General features: G+C 29.3%; 15 protein-coding genes. All 15 read left to right on the forward strand.

All coding sequences use genetic code 11. The annotated features are described in order from the left end of the window. The first annotated feature begins 26 nt into the window (after positions 1-26). The 15 genes from prmC (at position 27) to atpG (ending at position 14301) form a co-directional block, all read left to right on the forward strand. Positions 27-1790, forward strand: coding sequence for a peptide chain release factor N(5)-glutamine methyltransferase (gene prmC / locus AC4FQV_RS00190; protein ID WP_491163693.1), 1764 nt, complete (start codon positions 27-29; stop codon positions 1788-1790). Positions 1791-1846: 56 nt separating this feature from the next. Then, positions 1847-2929 carry a peptide chain release factor 1 gene (prfA, locus tag AC4FQV_RS00195; RefSeq protein ID WP_491139471.1) on the forward strand — a complete coding sequence of 361 codons (1083 nt, stop codon included), beginning with the start codon at positions 1847-1849 and terminating at the stop codon, positions 2927-2929. Between the two features lie 77 nt (positions 2930-3006). Next, positions 3007-3597 carry a hypothetical protein gene (locus AC4FQV_RS00200; RefSeq protein WP_491139470.1) on the forward strand — a complete coding sequence of 197 codons (591 nt, stop codon included), beginning with the start codon at positions 3007-3009 and terminating at the stop codon, positions 3595-3597. Positions 3598-3618: 21 nt separating this feature from the next. Continuing rightward, on the forward strand, positions 3619-4671 hold the full coding sequence (locus tag AC4FQV_RS00205; RefSeq protein WP_491163697.1) for an L-threonylcarbamoyladenylate synthase: 1053 nt from the start codon (positions 3619-3621) through the stop codon (positions 4669-4671). A 264-nt stretch (positions 4672-4935) separates the two neighbouring features. After that, the gene (gene rpiB / locus AC4FQV_RS00210; RefSeq protein WP_491139468.1) at positions 4936-5385 is read left to right on the forward strand and encodes a ribose 5-phosphate isomerase B; all 450 of its coding nucleotides are present in this window, start codon (positions 4936-4938) and stop codon (positions 5383-5385) included. 26 nt (positions 5386-5411) lie between these two features. Then, positions 5412-6041, forward strand: a complete 630-nt coding sequence (gene upp / locus AC4FQV_RS00215; protein ID WP_491139467.1) for a uracil phosphoribosyltransferase — start codon at positions 5412-5414, stop codon at positions 6039-6041. 64 nt (positions 6042-6105) lie between these two features. Continuing rightward, positions 6106-7260: a non-hydrolyzing UDP-N-acetylglucosamine 2-epimerase gene (gene wecB / locus AC4FQV_RS00220; RefSeq protein WP_491139466.1), complete on the forward strand. Its 1155-nt coding sequence runs from the start codon at positions 6106-6108 to the stop codon at positions 7258-7260. A gap of 266 nt (positions 7261-7526) precedes the next feature. Next, positions 7527-8705 (forward strand): acetyl-CoA C-acetyltransferase, encoded by a 1179-nt coding sequence (locus AC4FQV_RS00225; RefSeq protein ID WP_491139465.1) that lies wholly within the window; start codon positions 7527-7529, stop codon positions 8703-8705. A gap of 666 nt (positions 8706-9371) precedes the next feature. Beyond that, positions 9372-9728 carry an ATP synthase subunit I gene (locus AC4FQV_RS00230; protein WP_491139464.1) on the forward strand — a complete coding sequence of 119 codons (357 nt, stop codon included), beginning with the start codon at positions 9372-9374 and terminating at the stop codon, positions 9726-9728. 64 nt (positions 9729-9792) lie between these two features. Then, positions 9793-10467: a F0F1 ATP synthase subunit A gene (locus AC4FQV_RS00235; protein WP_491139463.1), complete on the forward strand. Its 675-nt coding sequence runs from the start codon at positions 9793-9795 to the stop codon at positions 10465-10467. A 59-nt stretch (positions 10468-10526) separates the two neighbouring features. Next, positions 10527-10745, forward strand: a complete 219-nt coding sequence (atpE, locus tag AC4FQV_RS00240) for an ATP synthase F0 subunit C (protein WP_491139462.1) — start codon at positions 10527-10529, stop codon at positions 10743-10745. A gap of 99 nt (positions 10746-10844) precedes the next feature. Next, positions 10845-11324, forward strand: coding sequence for a F0F1 ATP synthase subunit B (locus AC4FQV_RS00245; protein ID WP_491139461.1), 480 nt, complete (start codon positions 10845-10847; stop codon positions 11322-11324). Between the two features lie 2 nt (positions 11325-11326). Further along, positions 11327-11866, forward strand: a complete 540-nt coding sequence (locus AC4FQV_RS00250; RefSeq protein ID WP_491139460.1) for a F0F1 ATP synthase subunit delta — start codon at positions 11327-11329, stop codon at positions 11864-11866. Between the two features lie 10 nt (positions 11867-11876). Further along, positions 11877-13385 carry a F0F1 ATP synthase subunit alpha gene (gene atpA / locus AC4FQV_RS00255; protein ID WP_491139459.1) on the forward strand — a complete coding sequence of 503 codons (1509 nt, stop codon included), beginning with the start codon at positions 11877-11879 and terminating at the stop codon, positions 13383-13385. A 64-nt stretch (positions 13386-13449) separates the two neighbouring features. Further along, positions 13450-14301 carry an ATP synthase F1 subunit gamma gene (gene atpG, locus AC4FQV_RS00260; protein WP_491139458.1) on the forward strand — a complete coding sequence of 284 codons (852 nt, stop codon included), beginning with the start codon at positions 13450-13452 and terminating at the stop codon, positions 14299-14301. Positions 14302-14311: the final 10 nt, after the last annotated feature.

Below are 14311 nucleotides of genomic sequence, written 5' to 3' on the forward strand. Positions count from 1 at the left end.
TATATGAAAGGATAGGGTTAAAAAATATGAGAAAATGCCAAGTAGGCGGTCAAGCAGTATTAGAAGGCGTTATGATGAGAGGAGCCAAGGGAACAGCTACAGCTGTTAGAACTCCTAAGGGAAACATAGAGGTTTCTTTTGAAGAAACAATACCATACACAAAGAAAAATAAAATTTTAGGATTACCTTTTATAAGAGGATTTGTAACTCTTGTTGAATCTTTAGTTGTTGGATTAAAATCTTTAAACTATTCAGCAAGTTTTTTTGAGGATGACGAACCTTCTAAATTTGAAAAGTGGTTAAATAGCAAGTTAGGTGAAAAAGCTAACAATGTAATTATTACGGTAACTATGATGTTTTCATTTTTATGTGCAATTATTTTGTTTATAGCTATACCAACTGGAATTACATTTTTACTTAAAAAGTTTAACCTTCCAGATTGGACTTTAAGTGCTATTGAGGGAGTTATAAGTATAAGCATTCTTCTAGGATATATGTATTTAATGGGAAAAGTTTCAGATATACAAAGGGTTTTTCAATATCATGGAGCTGAGCATAAAACTATATTTTGTTATGAAAATGAAGAAGAACTTACTGTTGAAAATGTTAAAAAGTATCCAAGATTTCATCCAAGATGTGGAACTAACTTTTTATTTTTAGTAGCTATAGTAAGTATATTTATATTTTCCTTTACAAAATGGGATTCTGTATTGCAAAGAACTGTTATAAGGGTTATTATGTTACCTGTTGTAGCTGGAATAACTTATGAATTAATAAAATGGCTTGGTAATTCTCAAGGGAAAATTGCAAGGATAATTGCTTTACCAGGTTTACAACTTCAAAAGTTAACAACAAGAGAACCAGATGATTCACAAATAGAAGTTGCTATAGCTTCTTTAAGGAGGGCTGAAGGATTGAAAGAACCAAGGAAAAAAGTTTATGAGTTATTAGCTTTAGGAAATGAAACTTTAAAAAATGCTAATATAGACACATATATATTAGATACTCAATTATTATTAGGTGAAGCTTTAAAAAAAGATAAAATTTGGATTATGACTAATAAAAATGAAGAAGTTAAAAAGTCAGAGGAAATACATTTCTTTAATTTATTAGAAAGAAGAAAGGCTAAAATGCCAATACAATATATTTTAGGAACTTGTGAATTTATGGGATTAGATTTTCATGTTGAAAAAGGTGTTTTAATACCAAGAGGAGATACTGAAATAATTGTAGAGGAAGTTTTAAAAAATATAGAAGAAGATTCAGATATTATTCTTTGTGATTTATGCTGTGGAAGTGGAGCAATAGGTTTATCTTTAGCAAGTTATAGAAAAAATATTAAAGTTGATTTAATAGATATTGATGATATTCCACAAAGAGTTACAAGAAAAAATATAATAGAACTAGAATTATCAAAAAGATGTAGTTTTATTAAAAGTGATCTTTTAAGTGAAGCTATAAAAAGAGGAAATAAATATGATGTTCTAGTTTCAAATCCTCCTTATATAAAAAGTAAGGTTATAGGTACTTTAATGGAAGATGTAAAAAACTATGAACCTCATTTAGCTTTAGATGGAGGAGAAGATGGATTAATATTCTATAGAAGAATTATTGATGAATCTTTAGAAGTATTAAATCAAAATGGTATATTAGCCTTTGAAATAGGACATGACCAAGGAGAAGATGTTAAAAATCTTATGATAGAAAAAGGTTACTTAAATGTTAAGATAATAAAAGATTTAGCAGGTTTAGATAGGTGTGTTATAGGGAGAGTAAACCTTGAATTGTAGTCTAATAGTGTGATATAATTGTAAAATATGAAAATCTGTATACGGAGTGATAATAGATGATACTTGATAGATTAAATTTTATTGAAAATAAATATGATGAACTTTCAGTTAAAATTAGTGACCCTTCAATAATGGCTAACCAAAAAGAGTGGAGAAAGCTTTGTAAGGAACATGCTGATTTAGAAGTTATAGTTAATAAGTACAAAGAGTATAAGGAAGCTACTGAGGAATTAGAAGCTAATAAAGAGATGCTTTCTGAAGAAAGTGATCAAGAGATGAGAGAGATGATAAACTCTGAAATCAAGGACTTAACAGAAAGAAAAAAAGAATTAGAGGACGAAATACAAATTCTTTTATTACCAAAAGATCCTAATGATGATAAAAACGTATTTGTTGAAATTAGAGGTGGTGCTGGTGGAGATGAAGCAGCACTATTTGCAGCTAATCTTTTCAGAATGTACACTAAATATGCTGAAAAGAATAGATGGAAGGTAGAACTTATGAGTGCTAATGAAACTGATATTGGAGGTTTCAAAGAAGTTGTATTTATGATAAAGGGTGCTGGTGCTTACTCAAAGCTTAAATACGAAAGTGGTGCACATAGAGTTCAAAGGGTTCCTGATACAGAAAGTTCAGGTAGAATCCACACATCAACTGCTACAGTAGCTGTTTTACCTGAAGTTGATGATGTAGAAATAGAAATAAATGATAAAGATATTAAAATAGATGTCTTTAGAGCATCAGGTAATGGAGGACAATGTGTTAACACAACTGACTCAGCTGTAAGAATAACTCACTTACCTTCAGGACTTGTTGTTTCATGTCAAGATGAAAAATCACAGCTTAAAAATAAAGAAAAAGCTATGAAAGTGTTAAGAGCTAGATTATTTGAGCAAGCTGAAGCTGAGAGATTAGCAGGAATTGCTGAAGATAGAAAAAGTCAGGTTGGTACTGGGGATAGAAGTGAGAGAATAAGAACTTACAACTATCCACAAGGAAGAGTTACAGACCATAGAATAAATATGACTTTATATAAGCTAGACAGTTTCTTAGAAGGTGATATAGACGAAATAATAAATGCTCTAATTACTGAAGATCAAGCTCAAAAGATGAAAGCTATGGGTAATACTGAATTTTAATAAAAAGCCTTACATTAATAATGTAAGGCTTTAAAAATACATAGTTTTAAAATGGTAATTTAAAGAGGAATATAATTATGGATATAGATAAAGCTATAAAAAAACAAAAAAAATCATATAATAGATTCATGTTTCTTATGGTAGTACTTCTAATATTATTGCCTCTTTTGGTTTGCTTTTTTGAGGTTTATAAGGATTTTCTTATAATATATTTAATTCTTTTAGAAATTTTTATAGTCATAGTTATGATTAAAAATTTTAATAATATTAGATTGGAATATAGTTTAGAGAATGGAATTTTAAAAATAAAACCTAATATACTATCTAAATATAAATATATTTATTGTGATAGGGTAGGGTTAGTCCATACTGAAAATGAACTTGAAGATATGAAAATTATAATTGTTTTTACTAACAAAGGGAGAAAAGGAAAGTTTGGTAAACCAGTTGGAGAATATTTTTGCAAAGTTCATCCTGGGTTAAGTAAGGATTATAACAAAATGGTTAAATTAAATAAAGAAAAACAATGGTATTATATAATTATAAAAAGAGGAGCTTTAAAAAAATTTAAGCTTTTAGATGATATTTATAAAAATTGTGTTACAGCAACTTATACAAATGAGAGTATTGAAAATATAAAAATTGCAAGAGGTCAAAAGAATTTATAAAGATGAAGGTGATACTATTTTATGAATACAAAGGTACATTTCATAAAAGATATAAATAAAGACATAGTATATTTAGAGGAAGCTGCTAAAATTATAAAGGATGGCGGTATTGGAGCTTTTCCAACAGAAACAGTTTATGGATTAGGTGCAAATGCCTTAGATGGAGAGGCGGTTAAAAAGATTTTTATTGCAAAGGGAAGACCACAGGATAATCCCTTAATAATACACATAGCTCATAAAAATGACATAGAAAAATATGTTGCTGAAATACCAAGTTTTGCAAAGGAATTAATGGATAAATTTTGGCCAGGACCTTTGACAATAATTTTAAAAAAGAAAGATATAGTTTCAAATGTTACCTCAGCAGGATTGGATACTGTAGGGGTTAGAATGCCAAAGGATGATATAGCATTAAAATTAATAGAACTTTCAGGTGTTCCAATAGCGGCACCATCAGCAAATATATCAGGTAGACCAAGCCCTACAGATATAGAAAGATGTGAAGAAGATTTAAATGGAAGAGTTGATTTTATAATTGGAAATAAAAAAAGTGAAATAGGTGTGGAATCAACTATAGTAGATGCAACAGGAGAACATCTATGTGTTTTAAGACCTGGAGGAATAACTTTAGAAATGCTAAAGGAAATAGACAAGGGAGCATATATAGATAAGGCTATATTAGGTTCTTTAGATAAGAATTTAAAACCAAAAGCTCCAGGAATGAAGTATAAACACTATGCTCCTAAGGCAAAAGTTAGAATGGTTCAAGGACCAGTAAATAAAATGGTTGAAAAAATTAAAGAAATAGTGCATAATTACATAGATGAAGATTTAAAAGTTGGAATTATGGCAACAGATGAAACAATTTCTATGTATAATGAAGGGATTGTAAAGTCCTTAGGCACTAGAAGTGATTTAACTTCTGTAACTAAAAACTTGTTTGAAATGTTAAGAAGTTTTGATGACTTAGGAGTTGATATTATAATAACTGAATCTTTTGAAGAAAAAGATTTAGGGGTAGCCATAATGAATAGATTAAAAAAATCCTGTGGATTTGATATAATAATTGTTTAAGAATATATGTGGAAGGAGCTAGATTAAAATGAAACTTTTTTCAAAAAGGAATTTTTTTGAATTTGACTTTTTACAAAATTCTATATTTGATTTTTTAAAAGTTTTAAATTTTATATCTAGTTTTCTTCTATTTAATAAAAAGAGTGCTTTTTTATTTGGCTTTACTATTTGATTTTTAAAATTAAGTAGTGTTATTAGTCATTGAAAAAGCACTTTTTTTAAAATAATATATTAATTTAAATAGGTATAATGGAGGTTAACGAAATGAAAATAGCAATAGGTTGTGATCATGGTGGATTTAATTTAAAAAACACAGTGATAAAGCATTTACAAGAAAAAGGTATTGAAGTAAAGGATTTTGGTACATACAGCACAGAATCTTGTGATTATCCTGATATATCTATACAGGTTGCAGAAGCTGTAGCTAATAAAGAGTTTGATTTTGGTATATTAATTTGTGGAACTGGTATAGGTATATCTATAGCTGCAAATAAAGTTCCAGGAATAAGAGCTTCTTTATGTTCTGACACATTTAGTGCTCATGCAACAAGACAACATAATAATGCAAATATTTTAGCTATGGGTGAGAGAGTTGTAGGACCAGGATTAGCTTTAGATATAGTTGACACTTTCTTAAATTCAGAATTTGAAGGTGGAAGACATCAAAAAAGAATAGATAAAATAACAGCTATTGAAGAAAAATATTCAAAATAATATAGGGATTTTAGGAGGAAGATAAAATGAGTAATGTAACAGAAATAACACATCCACTTATACTGCATAAGTTAGCTTTTATAAGAGATAAAAATACAGGGTCTAAGGATTTTAGAGAGTTAGTAAGTGAAGTTTCTATGCTTATGGCTTATGAGGTAACAAGAAATCTTCCTATGGAAGAAATTGATATAGAAACTCCAGTTTGTAAAACTAAATGTAAGGTTTTATCAGGAAAAAAAGTTGCTATAGTTCCAATATTAAGAGCAGGTTTAGGTATGGTAGATGGTATGCTACAACTTATACCAGCTGCAAAAGTAGGACATATAGGTTTATATAGAGATGAAGAAACACTTCAACCTGTAGAATACTTCTGTAAGTTACCACAAGATATAGCAGAAAGAGATGTAATAGTTGTAGATCCAATGTTAGCTACAGGAGGTTCAGCAGCAGATGCTATAACTCTTTTAAAGAAAAGAGGGGCTAAGCAAATAAGACTTATGTGCTTAATTTCTTCACCAGAAGGCATAGAATTTGTTAAAAAAGCTCATCCAGATGTAGATATATATGTAGCTTGTATTGATGAGAAATTAAATGATCATGGATATATTGTTCCTGGATTAGGTGATGCAGGAGATAGACTATTTGGAACAAAATAGTTATAATTTAAATAGCTACTTAAATTTTAAGTAGCTATTAATTATTTTTGGAGGTAAATGATTCATGGAAAAGATAAAAGTTTTAACTATCTTTGGAACAAGACCGGAAGCTATAAAAATGGCTCCACTAGTAAAAGAGTTAGAAAAAAGATCAGAAATAGAGTCAAAGGTTTGCGTAACTGCTCAGCATAGACAAATGCTAGATCAAGTTTTAGAGTTATTTGATATAAAACCTGATTTTGACCTAGACATAATGAAAAATCGTCAAACTCTTACAGGAATAACAAACAGAGTTTTAGAAGGATTAGAAAAAGTATTTATAGAAGAAAAGCCAGATATGATACTTGTTCATGGCGATACTACTACTACTTTCGCAGGTGCTTTAGCAGCATTTTATCAACAAATAAGAGTAGGTCATGTTGAAGCAGGACTTAGAACTTTTGATAAGTATTTCCCATTCCCAGAGGAAATGAATAGAAAATTAACAGGAGCTTTAGCAGATTTACATTTTGCTCCAACTAAAGGTTCAAAGGCTAACCTTTTAAGAGAAGGAATAAATGAAAATGACATAAAAATTACAGGTAATACTGTAATAGATGCTATGGAACATACTGTAGAAGATAACTACGTTTTTGAAAATGACGAATTAAACAAAATAGATTTTAAAAATAAAAAGGTTATAATGATAACTGCTCATAGAAGAGAAAACTGGGGAGAAGGTATAGAAAATATCTGTACAGCTTTAAATAAAATAGTTGAAGAGAACAAAGATGTTGAATTAGTTTATCTTGTTCATTTAAATCCAGTTGTAAAAGATGTAGTTTATAAAAATCTTGATGGAAAAGAAAGAGTTCATCTTTTACCGCCACTTGATACAAAAGAAACTCATAACTTAATGAATAAATGCTTTATGGTTATGACTGATTCAGGTGGACTACAAGAAGAAGCACCGCATTTAGGAAAACCAGTATTAGTTTTAAGAGATGTTACAGAAAGACCAGAAGCTGTTCAATCTGGAACTGTTAAATTAGTTGGTACTGATGTAGACAAAATAGTTGAAGAGGCTAATACTCTTATAAATGATAAAGAAGCTTATATAAAAATGAGTAAAGCTATAAATCCATATGGAGATGGTAAAGCTTCTGAAAGAATAGTTAAAGCTATTTTAAATTATTTTGGAAAAAGTGATGAAGTAGTTGAAGAGTTCGTTAGTAAATAAACTTTGTTAAAAAACTAAATAAATATATTTTCAATAAATGTAAAATAAAGACATATAATTAGAATATTATAGAAATTTTAAAGGTATACTTCTATAATAAAGCTTAATTATCTGTCTTTTTTTTTAAAAAGATAAAAAATAGAGAAAAAGATTGTTTAAAATTTAACAAAAAATATTGAAAGGTAATAATTTTAAAGGTATAATTAAATCAGTTAGAAAAAAAATAAAATTTTGATAATTTTTAACTAAATTGGGAGGTATTTGATATGAGAGAGGTAGTTATTGCAAGTGCAGTAAGAACAGCACTAGGTTCTTTTGGGGGTTCATTAAAGGATGTACCTGCTGTAGATTTAGGAGCTTTAGTTATTAAGGAAGCTTTAAATAGAGCAAATATAAAACCAGAATGTGTAGATGAGGTTTTAATGGGAAATGTAATTCAAGCAGGCTTAGGTCAAAATCCAGCAAGACAAGCTGCTGTAAAAGCTGGTTTACCAGTAGATATTCCTTCAATGACAATTAATAAGGTTTGTGGTTCAGGATTAAGATGTGTAGCATTAGCTGCTCAAATGATAAAAGCAGGTGATGCTGATATTATAGTAGCTGGTGGTATGGAAAATATGTCACAAGGACCTTATATCTTAAGAACAGCAAGATTTGGTCAAAGAATGGGCGATGGAAAAATGGTTGATGCTATGGTTAATGATGCTTTAACAGATGCTTTTAATGGGTATCATATGGGTATAACAGCTGAAAACATAGCAGAACAATGGGGAATAACTAGAGAAATGCAAGATGAATTTGCTGCAAATTCTCAAAGAAAAGCAGAAGAAGCTATAAAAGCTGGTAAATTTAAAGATGAAATCGTTCCAGTTGTAATTCCACAAAGAAAGGGAGAACCTATAGTATTTGATACAGATGAGTTCCCTAGATTTGGAACAACAGCTGAAAAGTTAGGAAAACTAAGACCAGCATTTAAAAAAGATGGTACAGTTACAGCAGGTAATGCTTCAGGTATAAATGATGGTGCTGCTGCTTTAGTTGTAATGAGTGCTGAAAAAGCAAAAGAATTAGGAATAACACCTATTTGTAAAATAGTTTCTTATGGTTCAAAGGGATTAGAACCTTCAATAATGGGTTATGGTCCATTCCATGCAACTAAAAAAGCTTTAGAAGGAACAGGATTAACAGTTAATGACCTTGATTTAATAGAAGCAAATGAAGCTTTTGCAGCTCAAAGTTTAGCAGTTGCTAAAGACTTAGAATTTGATATGAGTAAGGTAAATGTAAATGGTGGAGCTATAGCTTTAGGACATCCAGTTGGTGCTTCAGGAGCTAGAATTTTAGTTACATTACTTCATGAAATGATAAAGAGAGATGCTAAAAAAGGTTTAGCAACTCTTTGTATAGGTGGAGGAATGGGAACTGCTCTAATTGTAGAAAGATAATAAGTTTACCATTATTATAATATATATTTTAAAGGTATCATTCTATATAGGATGATACCTTTTTAAATTTTTATTGAATATTTTATGATAAAAGTTAAAAATATACTATATAAATTGCACCTTAATAGTAGAAAAATTTCATATTTAAATTTATACAATTTACTTTAGTTTCTATAAAAATCATGAATAATATTAATAGTAATAGAAAAAAATAGGATTAAAGGTGAGAAATTTGTTTAAATTAAAAAAAAAATATAAAAAAATGTGAATAAATATAAAAGAGGTTATTCAAAACCTTTTAAGTTGTATGCTATATTCTTAATAGTGGTTTAAGAGTTTTTTCACAAAATGCACAATAAAATATGGAATTTCACAATAAAAACTTTTAAAAAAGGATTTCAAAATCGAAAATAGTAATCGGATTTTAACTTGGGGTACTTAGTATTAATTTAAAAATTCGGAAAAATGAAAGTATAAATTCAAAAGATTTCATAAATAATTTGTAAAAGAGAAAATGAGAGTTTTTGAGAGTAAAAATGAAGGAAATAGTTAAAAACACTTTAAAATATAGGAATATTAATAAATACAAGCTAAATTTAAATTTTATTAATATTACATTCGGGAATATAATTAGTAAAGTACATTGCAGAATGATGGAGGTTATATGTGAACGCTAAAATTAAAGGTTTAGTTTTATCCATTAATAAAACTAATGTTTTATTGACAATAGTAGCAACCCTGTTAATTAGTTTTTTTAATTTTAGATTTGGGGTGGCTTTTTTAGTTGGAAGTTTAATTGCAACAATTAACTTTACAGTAAATGCAATTGTAATTAATAAAGTCATAAGTGAAAGAAGAGGAGCTTTTAAAATACAAATAAGCTTCATTTTGAGAATGCTTTTGATTCTTTTATTTACATTATTTTTTATGAGAAATGTTAAGGAATTAGCATTTTACTTAGTAGGATTTATTTTACATCAGATATCAATATTTATTTATACTAAAAGAAATAAGGCCTTATGATAAAAGTAAATAAATATTTATATACATATATAAATTAATACTAAGATAGAAAGGGAGTGATTCCGTGGATATCTTTTCACCAATGTTTACAGTTAAGATTGGTAGTATAAGTATAAGTAGTACAATTATTTTTCAATGGGCAGCTATGCTTGTTATTATAATTTTTGCTATCTTATCAACTAGAAATCTTAAAAAGAAACCTGGTAAGTTACAAGTTGTTTTAGAAACAATCTATCAAACAATTTACAACTTAGTAAAAAGCAACATGGGGGAAAGTTATATTGGTTTTGTGCCTTATATAGGAACTTTAGCAATATTCCTACTAATATTAAACTTTTATGGTTTAATAGGGCTTGCACCTCCTACTCAAGATTTAAGTGTTGCAGTGGCATTAGCAATTACTTCCTTTGTTGTTGTTCATGTTAATGCTATACGTAGATGTCATATTGGAGGATATCTAAAAGGATATTTAAAGCCTTATCCACTAATGTTACCTTTAAACCTAATGGAGAGAATTATTTTCCCAGTATCTCTTGCACTACGTTTATTCGGTAATATGCTAGCGGCTACTCTATTAATTGACTTAATGTATTCAGGTTTAGGTCATATAACTTGGTTTGCACAATTAGGGGTACCAATACTAGCACATGGTTTCTTCGATGTTTTTGATGGAACAATACAAATGATAGTATTTACTATGTTAACTATGGTAAATATTAAAATAATAGCAGATCACTAAGAAAAGTTAAGAAGACAAATCAAAAAACCTTATTTGATTTGAAAAAGGAGGAATTTTTAATGGATATGAAGTTATTAGCAGCAGGTATAGCTGTATTAGCAGGTATAGGAGCAGGTATAGGTATAGGTATTGCGACTGCAGGAGCGTTACAAGCAACTGCAAGACAACCAGAAGCATCAGATAAGATTCAAAGTTTATTCATCATGGGAGCTGGTCTTTCAGAAGCAACAGCTATCTATGGATTAGTTGTATCAATAATCTTATTATTCGTTGCTTAATATCAAATTACGTACTTTTTATTAAGAACTTGTAGTAATTAATAAATAAAGATAATAGAGTTAATATAATTGACTCCGAAGGGAGGCTGTGATTGATATATGGAAATAGATTTTATGAGAATATTAGCTACAATCATTAACTTTATAATATTAATTCTTATATTAAAACATTTTTTCTGGAACAAAATCAAAAAAGCCATCGATGAAAGACAAGAGGCTATAGATGAAACTATCTTAAAAGCCGATGAAGATGCAGAAAAAGCAAGAAGATTAAGATTAGACAATGAAAGAATTCTTAAATCTGCAAAAGAAGAGGGCAGAAAGCTTAGAGAAGAACAGAAAAAAGAAGCTGATAGAATTTATAAAGAAATAGTTGATGATGCTCATAGAGAAGCTGAGGCTATAATAAATAGAGCTAATATTGAAATTCAAAGAGAAGAAGAAAAAGCAAAATACGAATTAAAGCAACAAGTAGTTGATATTTCTGTAATGCTTTCTGAGAAAGCACTTGGAGAATCTATTGACGAATCTAAACATAGAGAATTAATAAATGATTTTATTGAAAAGGTAGGTATCTAATTATGTATGAATATTTAGATCGTAGATATGCCTTAGCTCTATATGAAGTTGCCGAAGAAAAAAATAAAGTTGAAGAGTACATGAATGATTTAAGAGAAATCTGTGATATCATTTATGGAAATAAAGAGTTTTATGAAATAATAAAACATCCTCAAATAAGTACTGTAAGAAAGAAAAAGACTTTTAGAAACATATTTGAAGGAAAAATAGATGAGGATTTACTTTCATTCTTAATGGTTCTTATAGAAAAAGATAGAATACTTTATCTAAGAGAAAAATTAAAAGAAATGGAAAAAATCCATTTAGAGAAAAATAACACCTTACTTGCAGAAGTTAAAAGTGTTATTAAGCTAACAGATGATGAAGTTAAAAGACTTGTAGAAAAGTTAGAAAATAAATACTCAAAGAAAATATTATTAAGACAAGAGATAGATAAGAGTATCATTGGAGGACTTTATGTCAGAGTTGGCGATGATGTTATAGATGGTACTGTTAAATCTAGACTTGATGATATGAAACAGATAATGCTTAAGAGAGAATAGAGGTGAGTCTATGCATATTAAACCAGAAGAAATAACTTCTATAATCAAGAATGAAATAAAAAACTATGAAAAAGAGTTAGAAACTGTTGATTCTGGTACTATCATACAGATAGGTGACGGAGTTGCCAGAGTTTACGGATTAGAGGATTGTATGGAAGGTGAGCTTCTTGAATTCCCTAATCAAGTATTCGGTATGGCTCTTAACTTAGAGCAGGATAACGTTGGTTGTGTTCTTTTAGGTTCTGAAGAAGGAATAAAAGAGGGCGACATCGTTAAAAGAACTGGAAAAATAGTTGAAGTACCAGTAGGTGAGGACTTAATAGGTAGAGTTGTAAATTCATTAGGTCAACCTATAGACGGAAAAGGTCCTATAAAAAATAATGGATACAGAGCTATAGAAATACCAGCACCTGGTATTCTAGAAAGAAGTTCTGTTAATGAGCCTTTACAAACAGGTATTAAAGCAATTGACTCAATGATACCAATAGGTAGAGGACAAAGGGAATTAATTATAGGTGATAGACAAACAGGTAAAACTGCTATAGCTATAGATACTATAATTAACCAAAAAGGTAAAGATGTTATATGTATATATGTTGCTATTGGACAAAAACAATCTACAGTAGCTAACATAGTTAACACTTTAACTGAAGAAGGAGCTATGGATTACTCAATAGTTGTAACAGCATCAGCATCAGAGTCAGCTCCATTACAATACATCGCACCATATTCAGGATGCACAATGGGTGAATACTTCATGAATAAGGGTAAAAATGTATTAATCATATATGATGACTTAAGTAAACATGCAGTTGCTTATAGAACAATGTCACTATTAATTAGAAGACCACCAGGAAGAGAAGCTTATCCAGGGGACGTATTCTACATACATTCAAGATTACTTGAAAGAGCTGCTAAGTTATCAAAAGAAAACGGTGGTGGATCATTAACAGCACTTCCAATAATAGAAACATTAGCAGGAGACGTAACAGCATATATTCCAACAAACGTTATATCAATAACAGATGGACAAATATTCTTAGAAACTGAGTTATTCAACGCAGGACAAAGACCAGCTGTTAACCCTGGTATATCAGTTTCAAGGGTTGGAGGAAATGCTCAAATAAAAGCAATGAAACAAGTTTCAGGTACTTTAAGACTAGAACTTGCTCAATATAGAGAATTAGCATCATTTGCTCAATTTGGTTCAGACCTTGATAAAGATACTCAATCAAGACTTGAAAAAGGTAAGAGACTTATAGAAATCTTAAAACAAGATCAATATAAGCCAATGGCAGTTGAAAAGCAAATTATGATAATATATTCTGCTGTTAACAATTTCTTATTAGATATAAAAGTTTCAGATATTAAGAGATTCGAAAAAGAATTCTTAGAATATATGGATACTCATCACAGAGAAATTGGTAAAGCAATATTAGATAAGAAGGTTTTAGATGATGAATTAAAATCTGCTTTAGAAAGTGCTATAGTAGAATTTAAAAAAATATTCTTAATGTAATAAAAGAGCATAGCTTTTTAATTAAAGCTATGCCCACATTTTTAAGAATGGAGGTGGATCTTAAATGGCAGGTGCAGGACTTTTAGAAATTAAAAGAAGAATAAAAAGTATCACAAACACAAGAAAAATAACAAAAGCTATGGGACTTGTTGCCACTTCTAAGTTAACAAAAGCTAGACAAAAGCTAAATGAAAACAATCAATATTTTAGTAGTCTAGATGAAATTGCTAGAGAATTAATCGGATCATTAAATAGCAATGATAATCCTTTACTTAAACCCAATGATAATCCTAAAAAGTTAATAATTTTATTAGCATCAGACTCAGGATTATGTGGTGGATTTAATGGTAATACTGCAGCTTTTGTAAGAGATCATTATGAAAATAATATTCAAAATATAGAAGCTATAGTAGTTGGAAAAAGAGGTATCCATTATGTTAAGAAAAACAAGATTTCTACTTTAGCAGAATATGTTGATTTAGGAGATACACCAAATATTGGTGATGCATCAACTATAGTAAATAGAGCTGTTAAAGAATTTTTAGATGGAAATTTTGGAGAGGTAAATTTAGTTTATACTAAATTCTTCTCACCTGTTAAGCAAGAGGTTGTTGAGGAAAAACTTTTACCTTTAGATTTAGTTGCAGAAAAAGGAAATGTTTCATTCTCAGTTGAACCAGATGAAGATGAATTAATAGATTCATTAGTTTCATCATACTTAAAAGGTAAATTCATGAATGCTATGTTTAATTCAAAAGCTAGTGAACAAAGTGCTAGAATGCAAGCAATGGACGGAGCAAGTAAAAATGCCGATGATTTATTAAACTCATTAGATGCTAAGTATAACAGAATAAGACAAAGCATAATCACTCAAGAGATATCAGAAATCGTTGGTGGAGCAGAAGCACAAAAATAAGGAGGTACTC

This window comes from Clostridium sp. TJA038 (genome assembly GCF_058310255.1).